A 19668-nucleotide genomic window follows, 5' to 3' on the forward strand; every position below is an offset into this window, starting at 1 on the left:
GTAATAGACTAAAACGCTATGATTCATAAGGGTGAATATTTATACAATTGGTTAGAAAAAGAAGCGCAAGCCTGTCTCAACCAAAAACCAATTATCTTTTTCGTAAGCTTGATTTTTACTATGCAGATGGTTATATGCCATTTCTATATATAAAAGTAATTGCTTACTTTTCATTACTGCAAAGTCTTTATCTACACCTAACGTATAAGTCTGCTTTGTATAGTCAAAAGTTTTTTTATCGCCCGATCTTAGTCCATAACCGGCATATAAACCTGTATCGGATTCAGGCCAGTGCCATTTCGCACCAATACTGTAGAGATGAGCCGACCAATTCCCTGTCACCGATGTTGGCGTCAATGTTTTTCCAACGACTACAACATTCGTTGATTGTAATCGACCATAATCGATCCCAATTGAAGCAGTTTTATCAGGAAAAATATATTTGACACCCAGTCCGAACATATTGTCTTGCGGTTTTTTTCCTGTTTGGTTTTTTTCTCCCACCGCTTCGGCCCAACCTGTCGCCAGTTCGAAACCCAAAGCGTTCTGATAAAAAAGACCCAATGAGTAAGCATGAAGAATATCACTATGATCACGCTCAGCACTGCCTTCTGAGGGTTTAGAATAACTGCCTGCAAACTTAACGCCTTTAAATAAAGGTGTTTCTAAATAAATAGTATGGGGCAAACGTAGGGTAAAAATATCTTGTCCAGTACCACGATAGATAGTATTACCATTTTCTTGCTTTACATAACCGGAGGATATACCGGTATTACGACTTAATACATCAGCAAAATATAGCACACCTGTATTGTTATAACCTAAATTAGATTTAGCAACCGAATCAATAGGAATATAAGTACGGCCAAATTGAACTTTTCCATACTCTGCATGAGAAATACCAACGTAGCCAACTCGATTATAGAGTTGAAATTGGCTATTAGGATTATTACTATTCGACTTTTGCGTATCTAAACCTAATTCAATATTGCCAAATACTTTAACTTCATGAGGCAATTTATGCTCGGCAAATAAACCAATACGGCTACCATCATCGCCAATAATGGTTTTATTCTTTTCAGTATCCCAACTATTTATTAATCGAATCTGCCCATAAATATCAAAACGTGTATATTGATCATCATAAATACTTGTTGCCTGTGTAATCTCTGCTAAAGATAAGGTAGCAATAAATGTTATGATGGGTTTTAATTTTCTTGCCATAAAAACACCCATTAATTTATGCTGAACAAAATAATTGAAAAATGTTAATTCCAAATAATAAAATAAATTCCTTTGCTTTAAGGTAATTAAAAAATCATAATGAAATTATAAATAGAAAATATTTTATAAATTGAATAAAAATAATTTATTAAAATTTAACCCCCTGAAAAATAACAAAACAAGCTTATAAAATCAGCAAGTTACTAATAAATTAAATTTAAGCATACAGTAAAAAAATTATTTTTATGGCAAAAATAATCTCATCTTTACATTCTATTTCTTGCTATAGAATTCTCTAAAAAATTTTATTAAATAATTTAATAAAAAAAATAAGAGATTATTTATAGTGTTTTTTAATCGATTATTAAAATCAGCAGCTAACAATAAAGAATTTATTAAAAATAATGAATGACAGAATATTGCCCTATATTTTAAAATTAATTTACCATAAAAACCAAATGATAATTTAAGATAAAAGTGACATATGTAGATGGATAAAATCTACTAAAACTGACTCAATCAGTAAAAATAGCGATTGAAAACTAGGGTCGAAGGATATGATCCGTTATTATATCCCCGATTTTTGAATGAGGAATAACGAGGAAGCCTTGAGATGTGGTTTAAAAATTTAATGATCTACCGTTTAAATCGGGAATTCACATTATCCGTAGATGAGCTTGAAAAACAACTTGCCACACTGGCTTATAGCCCATGCACAAGCCAAGATATTATGAAAATAGGCTGGACTTCACCGATGGGATCGCTTGGTGAAACTTTAATCCATACGGCGAATAATCATATCCTGCTTTGTGCCCAAAAAGAAGAAAAGATCTTGCCAGCTCAGGTTATCAAACAAGAATTACAAGCTAAAATTAAAAAACTGGAAACGTCTCAAGCGCGAAAACTGAAAAAAAGCGAAAAAGATCCATTAAAAGATGAAGTGCTTCATACGCTGTTACCCAGAGCTTTTAGCAAAATCAGTCATACTTATATCTGGTTAGATATAATCAATAATCTAATTATTGTAGATGCCGCCAGCACTAAACGTGCTGAAGATAATCTGGCATTTTTACGTAAAACATTAGGCTCGCTTCCAGTTGTACCTTTAAGTTATCAAAAACCAATCGAACTAACTTTAACGGAGTGGGTACGCTCGGGCAAACCTGCTAATGGATTTAGTTTAATGGATGAAGCCGAATTAAAAGCACCCGTTGAAGAAGATGGCGTGATCCGTTGTAAAAAACAAGATTTACTCTGTGATGAAATTATCGCCCATATTGAAGCTAAAAAACGAGTAACAAAGTTAGCATTAGAATGGGAAGATCGTATTCAATTTATTCTTTCGGATGACGGAACAATTAAAAGACTAAAATTTAGTGATCTGATAAAAGAACAAAATGACGATATTGATAAAACAGATTTTGCCCAACGCTTTGATGCCGATTATATCTTGATGACAAACGAAATTAGTGCGCTGATAAAATGCCTAATTGATATTTTAGGTGCCGAAACGAACATTTAATTAGCTTGGCTTGGTAATGCGATAAAACCTTTCAGAATGGCGATTTTTAATCGCCAGTTTTATTTTATCGGCTAGATAATTTTACCCTCTCCTCCCAGACTGGATGATATATAAAACCATATTTCTATCCTTCTGCTTGCATAAATGAATCAAATATAATCATCAGTAATAACTTATATTTTTTATTACAAAAATGTTTAAACTATAAATTATGGTTAATCATAGTTAGATTAGTTTTTTATCACTAAAAATTTATAGTAATAACAGTTTCAGTTATATTCGACTGAAAATTCGATTAAAATCAATAATAAGCATAAATTTAAAAACAAAAATAAATTTTATTATTTACAAATAGATAATTGAAATATCGATTTTTATATGAGAAATACTAAATAGATTAAAAAAAACGTTATCTTAGCTAGATAACGTTAATATTACTGTAGTTAAATATTATTAATATACTTTGCTGTATGTAGTTATTGAAAAATCAGCCCATTAAAAATTCTAAAATAGCTTTAAATCATAGCCAGATAAGAAAATGACTATGTTTATTAGATATAAATTCCATTGCAGACATAACTATATTAATTATCCAAATAATTTATAAATACAGCTATTCTACTCAATAATGATTATCTACAATATTAATAATATTATTATCTAATATTTAGCATAATTATTCTATAATTAAAATCTATTTTGATGCAAGTATTTTTTGTTAAATTATTTTGTTCACTCACAACCAAATTAAATTACCTTATTTTTTGTAGGTAAATATAGTGTACATTAAACTTATCTTACTTAAATATATTCACCATGTTTATATAAATTATAAATGGAAGTCGACCATTTAGATGAATAAAAAAAATTATCAACACTTACTCCTAACTTAATAGTTTAAAAAATGAAATTAATAACTATAAATCATATAAAATATAAATATAAGTTTTTTATTATTACATTTTAATTTCATGTGATAGTTTATTATTTTGTAATATTAATAAATTTGAAATCATTAATTGTGTTATTTCATAACCATACTATTAATATGGTTATGAAATATAAAAAATATAACACTATTGATTTACTACTAATGCAATTGAATCGAAACTGGGTATTTAATTACCCAGTTTTGATAACATTAGTAATACACTATTTTGTACTCTGTGACATCTCCATGCCAACTAATCCCACTTTAAGGTAACCAGATTTACGTAATAAGTTCATTACATCCATGATCCTTTCATAATTTACAGTTTTATCTGCTTGAAAAAAAATAGTGGTTTCTTTATTTGTACCAGTTATCTGATCCAATGCTGATGCCAATTGTTCCTGTGAGACATTTTGCTCTCCAACATACATTAGACCATTCGCTTTCACGGTTAAAAATAACGGTTTTTCCGGTCTAGGTTGAGGTTTAGCTGTAGAAGCCGGTAAATTAACTTTAATATCGACTGTCGCTAAAGGTGCCGCAACCATGAAAATAATCAGTAAAACCAACATTACATCAATAAATGGTGTAACATTAATTTCATGCATTTCACCATTATCATTTAAATCATCGTTTAAACGGATCGCCATGAGCACTTACCTTTCTTTATTACTATCAGCTAAATCCAAATCTCTACCTAATAATACCGTAGCCTGAGCAGCTACATCGCCCAGTTGACCACGATAAGTATTAATCATGCGTGCAAATAAATTATATATAACCACTGCTGGTATCGCTGCTACCAGCCCTATTGCCGTAGCTAACAAAGCTTCTGCTATGCCAGGTGCAACAACCGCTAAATTAGTCGTCTGAGAATGAGCTATACCAATAAAACTATTCATAATTCCCCAAACTGTACCAAATAAACCAATGAAGGGTGAAATTGCCCCTATAGTTGCTAAATAACCATTACCTCGCCCCATGTAACGACTAATTGAAGCAACAGCTCTTTCAAGGCGAAAATTGGCACGATCTTTGGTTCCATTTAAATCATGACTACCGGCTGATAATGTTTTTTCCGCCACAACTTCATCATATAATTTTCGAGTAACACTATTTTTTTTAAATGTTGCAGCAATTCCTATCGCATCATCAAGTGATTTTACTTTAGATAATTTTTGCTGTTCTTTTCGTAGCTGTCGGTATGCCCCAATCAGTTCAATGCTTTTTGAGAAAAACAGAGCCCAAGTAATGATTGAAGCAACAATTAATCCTAGCATGACTGCTTTCACAACCATGTCAGCATGCTGATACATACTCCAAATCGAAAGATCTTGATCAAATCCTCGTTGTGCAGTTAATAAATTTGGTTCCTGTTGTAGCGCCGCTAAATTTTTTTCAGTGGCAAGATCTTTCTCGCTTGATTGCTCTCCATTGGCTGAAGTCGTTGGAAGTGAATTTGCAATGGATATATCTTGCTGATTAGGTATATTAACAGGCAGGGACTGCTCAGACAGGCCTGCCTGATTTGTCTCGGCGAATGTTATATTTATCAAACTTATTGCCAAAAAAATAGAAGCTATCAATTTACGCATCAGTTGGCTATCACTCTTCTGTTATTTAACGCGATCTTTTAGCTGATCATACCCTATGCCAGCTAGTCTATTCGTAGTAAATTTTTATTTACCACACTTACATTATGTAAAACTTACTGATCATACCAGACATTAAATCATTTGATAGTAATTATCATTACTATTTGATGAAATTTTTATTTATTTACTTGTTATCAATAAGTTTGCTGCAATTTGACTTGTTCTAATAACGGGTGGCCACAACATACATTTCCCATTTTTAATATTCTTTTCTCTCAGATAGACACCTTTTATTCAACTTGCTTTTATACTAAACCCGTGAATAAATCCAACATAATCCAGCTTTTTAAGGTAAACTGGCAACTATATCAGTTCTTCATTGGTTGTTATTAACAGGGTAAGCTATGCAAGTTCTCAATGAAATCGTGATGGCAATTTGGCATCATGATTTTGCTAAACTAATTAATCCCGATATTTTATGGATTATTTATGCAGTACTTTTTACCATTATCGTATTAGAAAATGGTATTCTTCCTGCAGCATTTCTGCCAGGAGATACGCTACTTATTCTTTCCGGTGCTTTAATTGCAAAAGGTGTTCTTTCCTTTATTCCTACAATCATTATTTTAACTGTTGCTGCTAGCCTAGGTTGCTGGTTAGGTTTTTTACAAGGGCGATGGCTTAGCGATACGAATATAATAAAACAATGGTTAAAACAGATCCCACAAGAGTATCACGATCGTGCAAACCGATTATTCAACAACCAAGGCTTATATGCGCTTTTGATCGGTCGTTTTTTAGCTTTTGTTCGCACACTATTGCCGGTTTTAGCGGGACTTTCGACCTTAAACCACCGTCGCTTCCAATTATTTAATTGGCTTAGCGGCCTGTTATGGATTGGAATCATTGTTTCTTTAGGTTACGCAATAAATCAAATTCCTTTTATCAAACGCCATGAAAATATTGTCATGAATATTTTAATATTCTTACCTATACTGCTACTCATTAGCGGATTCATCGGTTCACTTGTCGTATATTGGAAACATAAAAAAGCCAAATAAATATCATGGATTTTATTAGAACAGAATAAGAAAATGGCCCATCGAGTAGGGCCATTGACAAGAGCGAGTAATAGTTAATGTCGGATCATTTTATGCATCTCTTGGACAGAGATAACCTGCTCTGTGGGATCAGCATTGAGGGAAATCGCTGTCGCAAAGCCGCCATTAATAGTGGTATCATAATTTACTTTATATTGTAATGCACTACGACGAATAAGCTTCGAATCTTCTATTGCACGACGACCTGCAGTAGTATTGACAATATAACTGTATTCACCATTTTTTATTCTATCCTGAATATGAGGGCGCCCCTCATGAACTTTATTAACTAAACGCGGGTTAATTCCTGCCTCACCCAATACAATTGCAGTACCATGTGTTGCATCTAACTCAAAACCATGCTCAATTAATTTAGCCGCTAAATCAACCACCTTGGCTTTATCATTTTCTCTTACAGAAAGTAATGCCCTCCCAGATTTTTTCATCGTAGAAGAACAACCAAACATGGCTTTAGCAAATGCTTCGGCAAAAGTACGACCTATACCCATAACTTCACCGGTAGAACGCATTTCTGGTCCCAAAATAGGATCAACACCAGGGAATTTATTAAATGGCAATACGACTTCTTTAACCGAATAATAAGGTGGAATAATTTCTTTGGTTACACCCTGTTTAGCTAAAGATTGTCCGACCATGACGCGAGCGGCTACTTTTGCCAGTGGTATTCCTGTTGCTTTTGATACAAAAGGCACTGTACGCGCAGCTCGCGGATTTACTTCGATTAAATAAACTTCATTATCTTTAACCGCAAATTGAACATTAACTAATCCTCGAACGCGTAGTTCAAAGGCCAGCTCTTTTACTTGCTCACGCATGACATTCTGTATATTCTGACTCAAGGTATAAGGCGGCAAGGAACAGGCAGAATCACCGGAATGAACACCAGCTTGTTCAATATGCTCCATAATGCCACCAATTAAAACGGTTTCCCCATCACAGATAGCATCGACATCAACCTCAATGGCATCATCCAGAAAATGATCGAGTAAAACTGGCGCATCATTGGAAACACTCACGGCGGTCTGAAAGTACCGACGTAAGTCAGTTTCATCGTAGACAATCTCCATTGCCCGACCACCTAAAACATAAGAAGGACGTACAACTAAGGGGTAACCAATACTGTGAGCCTTTTCTATAGCCTGTTCAATAGTGGTAACCGTGGCATTTTCTGGTTGTTTCAGCCCTAAACGGGCCACTGCTTGTTGAAAACGCTCACGATCTTCAGCTCGATCAATCGCATCTGGGCTAGTGCCAATAATAGGAACGCCAGCTTCTTCCAAAGCAAGCGCTAATTTTAATGGTGTCTGGCCACCATACTGCACAATGACACCTTCAGGTTGTTCAATCCTAACTATTTCTAATACATCTTCTAACGTTACTGGTTCAAAATAGAGACGATCAGATGTATCATAATCGGTAGAAACTGTTTCTGGATTACAGTTTACCATTATTGTTTGATAGCCATCTTCACGTAACGCCAACGCAGCATGAACACAACAATAATCAAATTCAATTCCTTGACCAATGCGGTTTGGTCCACCACCTAGTACCATAATCTTAGATTGAGTACTGTCAGGATTGGCCTCACATTCATCTTCATAAGTGGAATAGAGATAAGCAGTATCTGTGGCAAATTCTGCCGCACAAGTATCAACTCGCTTAAAAACAGGATGCAGTTTATATTTATGACGTAATTTACGGATTTCAGCTTCAGAAACTCCGACTAATTTAGCTAAACGAATATCGGCAAAACCTTTTCGTTTCAATCGCCGCAAAAACCCCGCTGACAATCCATTAACACCAAACTCAGTAACCTTCTCTTCTAAACGAACAAGTTCTTCAATCTGTACCAAGAACCAACGATCGATATTAGTGAGATTAAACACACCATCCACCGACATACCTGCGCGGAATGCATCGGCTATATACCAGATACGTTCAGCTCCTGCGTCTTTCAATTCACGGCGAATTTTGGTTAACGAGTCGAATTCATCTAAATCTACTTTAGGATCAAAACCCGTCGCGGCGACTTCTAATCCACGCAATGCTTTTTGCATAGATTCTTGAAAAGTTCGCCCAATAGCCATTACCTCACCAACAGATTTCATCTGAGTTGTCAGACGATCATTACTACCCGGGAATTTTTCAAAGTTAAAACGAGGGATCTTAGTCACGACATAATCAATAGAAGGTTCAAAAGATGCGGGTGTCCGTCCTCCGGTAATATCGTTCATTAATTCATCAAGTGTATAACCTACCGCAAGTTTTGCTGCAACCTTTGCAATAGGAAAACCGGTTGCTTTAGATGCTAAAGCAGAAGAACGTGATACCCGGGGATTCATTTCAATAACAATTAAGCGACCATTTTTAGGATTTACGGCAAATTGAACATTTGAACCACCGGTTTCTACACCAATTTCTCGCAACACTGCCATCGATGCATTGCGCATAATTTGATATTCTTTATCGGTTAATGTTTGAGCAGGAGCGACAGTGATAGAATCTCCCGTATGAATCCCCATCGCATCGACATTTTCAATAGAACATATGATGATACAATTATCATTTTTATCACGAACCACTTCCATTTCATACTCTTTCCAACCAATTAACGATTCATCAATCAGTAATTCATTGGTCGGTGAAAGATCTAAACCGGTCAGACAAATGTCTTCAAACTCTTCACGGTTATAAGCAATTCCGCCGCCCGAACCGCCCATAGTAAATGAAGGACGAATAATACAGGGGAAGCCTACTTTCTCTACCACCTCTAGTGCTTCTTCCAGGGAATGGGCAATCCCTGAACGTGCAGTTTCAAGACCGATTTTCTTCATTGCTTTATCAAACCGCTGACGATCTTCTGCCTTGTCAATTGCATCAGCCGTGGCGCCAATCATAGTAACAGCAAATTCGTTTAATACACCTTTATGCTCTAATTCTAAAGCACAGTTTAAAGCAGTTTGTCCACCCATTGTAGGTAAAATCGCATCAGGACGCTCTTTTTCAATAATTTTGCGTACCACTTCCCACTGAATCGGCTCAATATAAGTAGCATCCGCAAGTTCGGGATCTGTCATAATTGTCGCTGGATTGGAATTCACTAAAATAACGCGATAACCCTCTTCACGTAGGGCTTTACATGCTTGTGCTCCGGAGTAATCAAATTCACAAGCTTGGCCAATAACAATGGGACCCGCACCTAAAATCAGGATACTTTTAATATCTGTACGCTTTGCCATTTTTTGCTCCTGATTAATCAACTTGAGTAGCTAAATTTATTTGACGATACTTTTTAATCAATTCAATAAAATAATCGAATAGAGGTTCTGCATCTTTAGGGCCAGGACTCGCTTCAGGATGTCCTTGAAATCCAAATGCAGGTTTATCGGTACGATGTATTCCTTGTAGACTGCCATCAAATAGCGATTTATGGGTAACTCGCAATTTGTCAGATAATGTTGCTTCATCAACCGCAAAACCGTGATTTTGTGCAGTAATCATGACGCGATTATTAATTAAATCTTTTACTGGATGGTTACCACCATGATGGCCAAATTTCATTTTAACGGTATCGGCTCCGCTGGCTAATGCCAGTAATTGATGACCTAAGCAAATACCAAAAATAGGGATTTCTGTCGTTAAAAACTGTTTGATGGCTTTGATTGCATAATCACAAGCGGCTGGATCACCCGGGCCATTCGAAAGAAAGATCCCATCAGGTGCCATTTTTAATACTTCATCAGCCGGGGTTGTTGCTGGAACAACTGTCAAATAACAACCGCGATCAACGAGTAAGCGTAAAATATTTCGTTTAACGCCAAAATCATAAGCAACGACATGATAAGGCAGTTGCTCCCGAGGCTTCGTGGCCGATAATCCCTTGGCTGCCAGATGCCAACTCTGCTGTTGCCAAGCATAAACTTCTTTAGTTGTGACTTCTTTAGCTAAATCTAATCCTTTTATTCCACCAAATAATTTAAGTTTCTCTAATGCCAAATCGGCATCTAAATTATCGCCAGTGATAATACAACCATTCTGTGCGCCTTTTTCCCTTAATAGCCGCGTAAGTTTGCGAGTATCAATATCAGCAATTGCTACTGTTTTATGGCGCTTTAAATAATCAGATAAGCTTTCTTTTCCGCGAAAATTACTATAAATTAATGATAAATCACGTATAACAAGCCCTTGAGCATGAATGATGGCTGACTCTTCATCATCAGGATTGATGCCTGCGTTTCCGATATGGGGATAAGTGAGTGTAACAATTTGGCGGGAGTAAGAAGGATCAGTGAGGATTTCTTGATATCCAGTTATTGATGTATTAAAAACAACTTCTCCAACAACAATTCCTTCAGCCCCAATGGAATGACCATGAAACTGGGTTCCGTCTTCCAGAACCAATATAGCTGGCTTAATCAAAATACCCTCCAAAGGAATAAAAAATCATGTATTGAGCATATTTATTCATGCATAAGCCAATAAATTCGTGCCAAAATGGACTTTAAGCAAATTTTTGGCAAATTGCGCGCATTCTAATGATGAGAAGAGTGATTGTCTAGTAAAAAATAATTTTTTGTTATTTTTTTAGCTAATTTATAATAAAAAATCAATGTAACTAGTAAAATGATAGATTATCTTAGCAAGATAATCGATTGCATAACAAGATAAGTGTAAATGTAGGGTTTAAATAAATTACATTATAATAAATGCGCAAAAATTCATCTATCATCAATAAAATTTTTACTTTAAATAATAAAAAAATAGTTATCAAACAAAAAAATTAATAAATCTACAAATAAAGCACAAATTAAAAATTAATTATGCTTTATCAAATGAATAGATAAACAAAGAACTAAATATTTTCTAAATTTAATACATCTTTCATACTATATAAACCATTATTTTTGTCTTTTAACCACAAACAAGCCTTAATAGCGCCATTTGCAAACGTCATGCGACTTGACGCTTTATGAATTATCTCTATCCTTTCACCTATATCAGCAAAAATCGCCGTATGCTCCCCAACAATATCGCCAGCTCTAATCGTGGCAAAACCAATGCTGTTCTTTTCTCTTTCACCCGTAATACCTTGACGACCATACACTGCACAATTTTTTAAATCACGGCCAATTGTCTTAGCAATAACATCACCCATTGCTAAGGCTGTTCCTGAGGGTGCATCGACTTTATGCCTGTGATGAGCTTCAATAATTTCAATGTCACTATAATGGCCCATCACTTTTGCTGCTTTTTCTAATAACTTTAACACCACATTAACGCCGACACTAAAATTTGCCGCCAAAACAATAGGGATTGTTTTCGCCGCTTCTTCAATCAACTGTTGTTCAGTTTCATTAAAACCTGTAGTACCAATAATCATCGCTTTGGCATATTTTTTACAAACAGATAGGTAATATTGCGTACCTTCGGGACGAGTAAAATCGATCAAAATATCAAATTTATCTAAAACATTAATCAGATCATCGCTAACTATAACATTTAAACGGCCAATACCGACCAATTCACCGGCATCAGTACCTACTATGCTTGAGCCTTTTCTTTCTAACACTGCCCCTAGAGTAACGCCATCCTGCTGTGAAACAGCTTTGATTAGTTCACGTCCCATGCGGCCACCAGCACCAACGATGGCAACTCGCATATCTGAATTAGTCATGTTTTTCTCTCTTGATTAAAAAAACAGATTAAATATCTTAAGTTCGACAAGGCTAACACTGATCTTAGTAAGCATCAGTGACAAAAAAAGCCATTAGAGTTGGCTTAATGAGTAAATAAATTGCTGCACTAAAAAATTAATTTAATAAAATACCAAAATAGCAATTATTATATTTGCTTGATCTCAACACGTAGCTCTTTTGGCACTTCAAAAACAATATTTTCTTCATGACCCGCAAGTTCGACCATTTCACTAGCCCCTAAAATTTTTAAGCGTTCAATAACCTGGCGAACAAGAATATCCGGTGCAGAAGCGCCAGCAGTGAGACCAATAATCTGCATATTTTCCAGCCAATGTTCTTGAATATCATCAGCAGAGTCAATTAGGTAACCAGGTTTGCCGGCTCTTTGCGCCAATTCAGCAAGACGATTGGAATTAGAAGAATTTTTAGAGCCGACAACCAGTACAATATCAGCCTTATTGGCCAACTCACGTGCCGCTTCTTGACGATTGGTGGTTGCATAACAGATATCATCTTTACGTGGCCCGATAATATTTGGAAAACGCGTATTTAGTGCATCTATAACATGAGCAGTATCATCAACTGACAAAGTAGTCTGCGTCATAAAACAGAGGTTATTTTCATCTTTTACTTGTAACTTCCAAACATCCTCCGGCGATTCAACCAGATACATACCACCCGCCGGGTTATTATATTGTCCCATTGTACCTTCTACTTCAGGGTGCCCAACATGACCAATTAAAATCGCTTCTTTACCTTTACGACTAGCACGCGCCACTTCCATGTGTACTTTAGTCACCAATGGACAAGTTGCATCAAATAACATGGTCAGATGCCGTTGCTTAGCTTCCCGCCGAATTGTTTGAGAAACACCATGAGCAGAAAAGATCAGAATAGCACCATCGGGTACTTCAGTAATTTGTTCAATAAAAATCGCGCCGCGTCGACGTAAATTGTCAACCACATAACGGTTATGGACGACTTCATGACGAACATAAATCGGAGCACCATAAAGCGCCAGTGCACGATCAACAATACTAATTGCCCGATCAACACCGGCACAAAAACCTCGAGGGTTAGCCAGCAATATTTGCATTTGATCCCTCCCATTTCGGGTCAATTTCCAACACTTCAATGTCAAAAATGATGTCCTGAGCCGCTAACGGGTGATTAAAATCAACGATGATAGACTCTTGTGTCACTGCGGTTACCATCCCTGGCATTTCACTGCCGTTTATCGCGGTAAATAATATGATGGCACCAACTTCCGGCATCCCGATCTGAATAAAATCTTTTGGCATAAAGTATTGGATCATATCCGGGTTTGATTTACCAAATACATCCTCTCCGCCTAAAGTAAACGTTTTTTTCTCACCAACACTTAAACCAATTAATTGTTTTTCAAGTGCTAACGAGAGGCTTTTATCGCCAAGGCGAAAAAGTGCCGGTTTATCCTGATTATAGGTTGAATCAGCAATTGAACCATCCTCAAGTTTCAGCGTGAAATGCAACAACACGGCACTATCTGCTTGTACTAACGTTAACATGACAATAAAAACCTACTGTTAGAAATAAATCATCCTGTGATCAGCGTAAACGAACGATGGACTAAGCTGCACTCACTTTCTTGTCTGTATTGATGAAGCTGTCGAGAATAATGAGAGCCGCACCAATGCAAATCGCCATATCAGCAATGTTAAATGTCGGCCAATGCCAGTCACCAACATAGAAATCAATAAAATCAACTACAAAGCCATGGACTAAGCGATCACACAAATTCCCTAATGCTCCACCAATAACCAATGCATAAGCAATATTACTCAATTTCTTGTTCACGCTTTGACGATACATCATTACGATAAGCACCACACAAATGACAATCGCCACAAATGCAAAGAACCAGCGCTGCCACCCTCCTTTATCAGCTAAAAAACTAAATGCTGCACCAGGGTTTTGAGCATAAGCCAAATTGAAATAAGGCATTAACGGTATCGACTCATATAATTGAAAATTATTCAAAATGAGCTGCTTACTACCAAGATCAACAATTAATATCACAACCGTTAACCATAACCAGCGTAAGCCAGTAGAGCAAATAGGATTTTTCATTAGGCAAACTTACGTATTTCACCGTTACCGGCTACATTAGTAACACAGCGGCCGCATAATTCTGCATACTCCGCCTCCCGACCAATATCCGTTGCATAATGCCAACAACGAGGACATTTATCGCCTTCCGCCTGCTGGAAAGCAATTTTTAATCCACTCAGTTCACTATCCTGTGCTTGAACTGGGGCTTGGGTAATATCAATTACTTTAGCTTGTGAGGTTAGTAATACAAAACGTAACTCATCACCTAAACGATTAAGTATTTCAGCCAGTTCGGTATCCGCATATAAAGTCACTGCGGCCTCCAACGAGCTACGTATCAGTTTGTCTGCACGAGCTTGTTCAAGAACTTTATTAACCTCACTACGGATAATTAATAGTTCATCCCAAAATTCATCATTAAGTGTTTCATTATCATCCAAGCCAAACAAACTGACATAATATTCCTCAGTAAAGACATATTTGCCATGTTTACCAGGCAATTGCTGCCAAATTTCATCGGCAGTGAAAGAAAGGATCGGCGCAATCCAACGTACCAATGCCTCTACGATATGAAATAAGGCTGTCTGGCAACTACGACGCGCCAAACTATCACTTTTTGCTGTATATTGACGATCTTTTATTATATCTAAATAAAAAGAACCCATTTCAACTGAACAAAACTGCATTAACCGCTGAACAACTGCATGAAAATCATAATTAGCATAATGCATCATGATTTCCGTTTGAGCCGCTTTAGCCCGCCCTACTGCCCAGCGATCTAATACCACCATTTGTTCTGGTTTAACTTGATGCAAAGCCGGATCAAAACCGTTCAAATTGGCTAATAAGAAACGTGCTGTATTACGAATACGCCGATAGCTATCGGCAGAACGTTTTAAAATCTCACCAGAAACAGCAATTTCACTGGTGTAATCGGTTGAAGCCACCCATAGCCGTAGAATATCAGCGCCTAAATCATTCATAACATCTTGTGGGCTAATGGTATTCCCCAAGGATTTTGACATTTTACGGCCTTGCCCATCAACCGTAAAACCATGGGTTAATACTTCTCGATAAGGCGCTTTGCCTTTCATCGCCGTTGACAGCATTAGAGACGACATAAACCAACCACGATGTTGATCTGAACCTTCCAAATATAAATCCGCAGAATGGCCTTTAAATTCAGGGCGAACATCGACAACAGCATAATGGGTAGAACCAGAATCAAACCAGACATCAAGCGTATCGGGAACTTTAACATAATCAGCTTCATCACTGCCTAATAGGGCAACAGGATCCAGATCCCACCACGCCTGAATACCCGATTTTTCAACACGTCTAGCGACTTCTTCAATCAGTTCTAACGTACGTGGATGTAACTTTTCTGTCTGCGTATGCACAAATAATGCCATCGGCATACCCCAAGTGCGCTGACGAGAAATACACCAATCTGGGCGATTTGCCACCATAGATTCAATTCGGCTTTGTCCCCACTCAGGGATCCATTTAACACCTTTGATCTCTTTTAGTGATTGTTCACGTAAACCATTTTTTTCCATACTTACAAACCACTGAGGGGTTGCACGAAAAATAACTGGGGTCTTATGTCGCCAGCAACAAGGATAACTATGCTGTAATATTTCTTTATGTAGCAGTGCGCCTTTTGCCGCTAAAAGTTCGATAATTAACTCATTTGCTTTAAATACAAAAACCCCATCCAAACCAGGATAAGTATCAGGTAAATAACAACCATTTGGGCCGACAGGATTCGCTATTTCAAGTTTATACTTCTGTCCAACAATATAATCCTCAGGGCCATGGCCTGGTGCAGTATGTACAAGCCCAGTACCCGCATCTAAAGTAACGTGATCACCTAAAACAACAGGCACATCGAAATTCATGAATGGGTGATGAAAGCGCAGTGATTCCAATTGAGAACCATTACATTGTGCGACAATTTGCCACTCTGTTGCTGCAATACGTTGCATTACCGCTTCAACCAGCGATTTTGCCAAAATTAAACATTCATCATTATTGACTTTGACTAATTGATATTCTAAATCAGCGTTAACCGCAATCGCGCGGTTAGCAGGCAATGTCCAAGGTGTTGTCGTCCAGATCACGGCCGAAACCGGTAAAGTTGTCGATTTTACACCAAATTTATCATAAACGGCTTTGGCATCCATAGCGCTAAAGCGTACATCAATGGAAGGTGATGATTTATCATAATATTCAACTTCCGCTTCCGCTAAGGAAGAACCACAAGCCGTACACCAATGAACCGGTTTAGCACCTTTTACTAAATGGCCATTTTCAATCACTTTACCTAACGCACGAATAATATTGGCTTCGGTATTAAAATCCATGGTTAAATAAGGCTGCTCCCAGTCACCAAGCACGCCCATTCTAATAAAATCAGCTTTCTGGCCTTCAATTTGTTCTTTAGCATATTTGCGGCATTGTTCACGAAATTCAGCAGCAGAAACCTTATCACCGGGTTTACCAATAATCTGTTCAACCTTATGTTCAATCGGCAAACCGTGGCAATCCCAGCCAGGAATATAGGGTGAATCAAACCCGGCCAATCCTTTAGATTTAATGATAATATCTTTGAGAATTTTATTAACTGAGTGACCAATATGAAGACTACCATTAGCATAAGGAGGGCCATCATGCAGTATAAACATCTGTTTGCCTGTTTTGGCTTGGCGAATAGCTTGGTACAAACCGTCTTTATACCAACGGGCTAACATTTGTGGTTCTCGTTTAGCGAGATCACCACGCATAGGGAACCCTGTTGCCGGTAAATTCAGGGTATTTTTATAGTCACTCATTTAGATTCTCAGTTCCACTTTTCTGCTAAATATCTTAATTATGACGACTGGAAGAATTGCCTCGCAGCCATTATATCCTCACCGATTTGCTGTCTTAATTCATCAATAGAAGCAAACCGCTGCTCATTGCGCAATTTTTTACGCAACACAACGTCAATATGACGTCCATATATATCCATGCGCACATCTATCAAATGCACTTCAATTTGCCTATCTACCCCATTCACTGTTGGGCGGGTACCAATATTTGCTACTGCCTGCAATGGATGGTCGGCTAAACCATATACTTCTACCACATAAACGCCCTTGACTGGCATAACTAAACATTTAAATGGTATATTTGCTGTTGGAAAACCGATCTTACTACCAAGCTGGCTACCATGAACCACTCGACCGCTTAATCGGTAGGGGTGTCCCATAAGATTCTCAGCAAGGGGAAGATTATCACTTAATAGTGCTTGCCTGACAGCCGTACTGCTAACTCGCTGTCCAGCATCACAAAAACTTTCGGTATTGGCGACTTCAAAACCATATTGTTCCCCGGCTGCACGGAGATATTTAAAATCTCCCTGCCTATCTTTGCCAAAGCGAAAATCATCACCAATCGCCAAAAATTTAACCCCTAATTTTTCCACCAGTAATTGTGAAACAAAAACTTGCGGCGACAATGAAGCAAATGTGGGATTAAATTTAACACACAGTAAATAATCAACACCATATTCGGTAAAGTATTTTATCTTATCACGTAAACGCGTTAAACGTGCTGGTGCATTTGCGCCCAAAAAAAATTCCAATGGTTGAGGCTCAAAAATCATTACCATCGTTGGCAGTCCGAGACGCTGACCCTGTTGTTTTAAATGTTTCAATAACGCCTGATGTCCTCGATGAACAGCATCAAAATTGCCAATAGTCAACACACAACCATGATGATATGCGCGAATATTATGTATACCACGAACTAACTTCATAATCGGCTCAATATAATAAAAATTGCTGGATTATACCGCTTACTACCTTCAAGGTTAAGTCACCATTTGATTAATATTTATAACAAAGATAATAAATTGTTGTTTGTCGGCAAGAAAAATAGTTAATTTAACCACTTTCCTGCAATTTCATCCGCTTTTTCACATTTAAAACTGTATTCTCACTCAGTAAACTGATAAAATCATAGGTCATCACAACAGATTGCATTGCAGTACACGATGCTTATTTACACAAATTCATTGACAAATGAGGGCTAAAAAGGCATATTCCTCGGCCTTTAGTGTGTCCTTGATAGAATAAATATTTGGGAGTTGGACCTTGGCTAATATCAAATCAGCTAAGAAACGTGCCATACAATCAGAGAAACGCCGTCAGCATAATGCTAGCCGTCGTTCTATGGTGCGTACTTTTATCAAAAAAGTTTATGCCGCTATCGCTACCGGCGATAAAGAAGCAGCACAAAAAGCATTTAACGACATGCAACCTATTGTTGATCGCTATGCTAGCAAAGGCTTGATCCACAAAAATAAAGCTGCACGTCATAAAGCAAATTTAGTAGCACAAATCAAATCAATGTAATTTATTTTGATTTTGCTAAAAAACCGGCTTTAGCCGGTTTTTTTATTACATTATTATTGAAAATAATTATTATGGTTTATAAAAGGTTTGATCAAATAAACCAGAAAAATCTTTATTACAGACACGTTGCACTGCTGGATGCTGGATCATACGTTCAGCAAAAATAACATAATATTCTTCTTTCACTTTATCCATGTGACCAATTTCAACCACTTCATTATCTGAAAAAATTTCATTAGCATATAATGATGGTGCGACAAATATTGCGTTATGATACATGCCAAATGCTTTCATCAAGGCAGCATCATCAAATTCACCCAAAATTTCTACCTGCAAATTATTATTCTGGATCCAAGAAAGTAGATGACGACCTAACATAGAACGTCGACCAGGGATCAATAATCGCCGCTCTTCTAAACAAAGCGGAAAAGGTTTTTCCGGTATTGGTTTGCGACAGAAAAAACTAACGCCACATTCACCAAGCTTCACGGAAAATAACCCTTCTTGTTGTGATGAATCAACTGGGCAATCAGATAAGATCATGTCTAACTTATGTTGACTCAATTGTTCCAATAAAAGCTCATGGGTCGATTCAAAACAACGTAAATGGATCCGCTCATGCTCAACGATAGCTGTTTCAAGGACGCGGCTTACCAGCCGTTTAGATAAAGCGTCAGCGACACCGACATCAAATAACAAATTTGATTCACGACTATAATTAACAATATCTAACATTTCCTGGCTTAGCACAAACATTTTATCAGCATAACGAAAAACTAGTTGTCCGAGTTCTGAAGGAACCAGTCCTCGGCCTTGCCTTTTAAATAATTTACCATTCAAACGTTCTTCTAACGCTTTTATCTGACCTGTTATTGTCTGAGGCGTTAAATAAAGTTCTTCAGCGGCGCCAACAACGGATCCCTCTTTACAAACATGCCAGAAGTAATAGAGATGATTAAAATTGAGATGCGACATTCTCATATCGATACCTTTTTGTACCATCGATAACTGTTTATATACGTTATTTTCTGAACATCAGAAGATAAGCGATCCATTTTATTTTACCTAAACAAGATACTCGCGCTATA

Annotated in this window: 15 protein-coding genes; 3 read left to right on the forward strand and 12 right to left on the reverse strand. The window is 37.1% G+C overall.

Features of this window, described 5'->3' with window-relative positions:
• Positions 1-51: 51 nt before the first annotated feature.
• Positions 52-1224 carry a porin gene (locus QE177_RS11385; RefSeq protein WP_280549735.1) on the reverse strand — a complete coding sequence of 391 codons (1173 nt, stop codon included), beginning with the start codon at positions 1222-1224 and terminating at the stop codon, positions 52-54.
• Positions 1225-1837: 613 nt separating this feature from the next.
• Between QE177_RS11385 and rdgC the strand changes: the two genes are divergently transcribed.
• Positions 1838-2746, forward strand: a complete 909-nt coding sequence (rdgC, locus tag QE177_RS11390; protein ID WP_280549737.1) for a recombination-associated protein RdgC — start codon at positions 1838-1840, stop codon at positions 2744-2746.
• A 1152-nt stretch (positions 2747-3898) separates the two neighbouring features.
• Here rdgC and exbD read toward each other — a convergent pair.
• Together exbD and exbB are read right to left on the reverse strand one after the other, a co-directional pair.
• Complete coding sequence (gene exbD / locus QE177_RS11395) at positions 3899-4327, reverse strand: TonB system transport protein ExbD (RefSeq protein ID WP_280549739.1); 429 nt, start codon at positions 4325-4327, stop codon at positions 3899-3901.
• A gap of 6 nt (positions 4328-4333) precedes the next feature.
• The gene (gene exbB / locus QE177_RS11400; protein ID WP_280549742.1) at positions 4334-5272 is read right to left on the reverse strand and encodes a tonB-system energizer ExbB; all 939 of its coding nucleotides are present in this window, start codon (positions 5270-5272) and stop codon (positions 4334-4336) included.
• A gap of 404 nt (positions 5273-5676) precedes the next feature.
• On the opposite strand from exbB, the gene QE177_RS11405 reads away from it, so the two are divergent.
• Complete coding sequence (locus tag QE177_RS11405; RefSeq protein WP_280549744.1) at positions 5677-6333, forward strand: DedA family protein; 657 nt, start codon at positions 5677-5679, stop codon at positions 6331-6333.
• Between the two features lie 74 nt (positions 6334-6407).
• On the opposite strand, the gene carB is transcribed toward QE177_RS11405, so the two are convergent.
• The 8 genes from carB to ribF form a co-directional block, all read right to left on the reverse strand.
• The gene (carB, locus tag QE177_RS11410) at positions 6408-9632 is read right to left on the reverse strand and encodes a carbamoyl-phosphate synthase large subunit (RefSeq protein ID WP_280549745.1); all 3225 of its coding nucleotides are present in this window, start codon (positions 9630-9632) and stop codon (positions 6408-6410) included.
• Between the two features lie 13 nt (positions 9633-9645).
• Positions 9646-10812 carry a glutamine-hydrolyzing carbamoyl-phosphate synthase small subunit gene (gene carA / locus QE177_RS11415; protein ID WP_280549746.1) on the reverse strand — a complete coding sequence of 389 codons (1167 nt, stop codon included), beginning with the start codon at positions 10810-10812 and terminating at the stop codon, positions 9646-9648.
• A 433-nt stretch (positions 10813-11245) separates the two neighbouring features.
• A complete protein-coding gene (dapB, locus tag QE177_RS11420) occupies positions 11246-12067 on the reverse strand; it encodes a 4-hydroxy-tetrahydrodipicolinate reductase (RefSeq protein ID WP_280549748.1) in 822 nt (273 codons plus the stop codon).
• 167 nt (positions 12068-12234) lie between these two features.
• Positions 12235-13185, reverse strand: a complete 951-nt coding sequence (gene ispH / locus QE177_RS11425) for a 4-hydroxy-3-methylbut-2-enyl diphosphate reductase (protein ID WP_280549750.1) — start codon at positions 13183-13185, stop codon at positions 12235-12237.
• Positions 13166-13636 carry an FKBP-type peptidyl-prolyl cis-trans isomerase gene (fkpB, locus tag QE177_RS11430; protein WP_280549751.1) on the reverse strand — a complete coding sequence of 157 codons (471 nt, stop codon included), beginning with the start codon at positions 13634-13636 and terminating at the stop codon, positions 13166-13168. Before fkpB ends, ispH begins: the two co-directional genes overlap by 20 nt.
• Before the next feature lie 61 nt (positions 13637-13697).
• Complete coding sequence (lspA, locus tag QE177_RS11435; protein WP_280549752.1) at positions 13698-14198, reverse strand: signal peptidase II; 501 nt, start codon at positions 14196-14198, stop codon at positions 13698-13700.
• A complete protein-coding gene (gene ileS / locus QE177_RS11440) occupies positions 14198-17014 on the reverse strand; it encodes an isoleucine--tRNA ligase (RefSeq protein WP_280549753.1) in 2817 nt (938 codons plus the stop codon). Before ileS ends, lspA begins: the two co-directional genes overlap by 1 nt.
• 38 nt (positions 17015-17052) lie before the next feature.
• Positions 17053-17982: a bifunctional riboflavin kinase/FAD synthetase gene (ribF, locus tag QE177_RS11445; RefSeq protein WP_280549754.1), complete on the reverse strand. Its 930-nt coding sequence runs from the start codon at positions 17980-17982 to the stop codon at positions 17053-17055.
• A gap of 337 nt (positions 17983-18319) precedes the next feature.
• Here ribF and rpsT point away from each other — a divergent pair, with 337 nt between their 5' ends.
• Positions 18320-18580 (forward strand): 30S ribosomal protein S20, encoded by a 261-nt coding sequence (rpsT, locus tag QE177_RS11450; RefSeq protein WP_026821429.1) that lies wholly within the window; start codon positions 18320-18322, stop codon positions 18578-18580.
• Positions 18581-18649: 69 nt separating this feature from the next.
• On the opposite strand, the gene nhaR is transcribed toward rpsT, so the two are convergent.
• The gene (nhaR, locus tag QE177_RS11455; protein ID WP_280552278.1) at positions 18650-19561 is read right to left on the reverse strand and encodes a transcriptional activator NhaR; all 912 of its coding nucleotides are present in this window, start codon (positions 19559-19561) and stop codon (positions 18650-18652) included.
• Between the last annotated feature and the right edge of the window lie 107 nt (positions 19562-19668).

The organism is Arsenophonus sp. aPb (assembly GCF_029873475.1).
Taxonomy (GTDB): Bacteria; Pseudomonadota; Gammaproteobacteria; order Enterobacterales; family Enterobacteriaceae; genus Arsenophonus.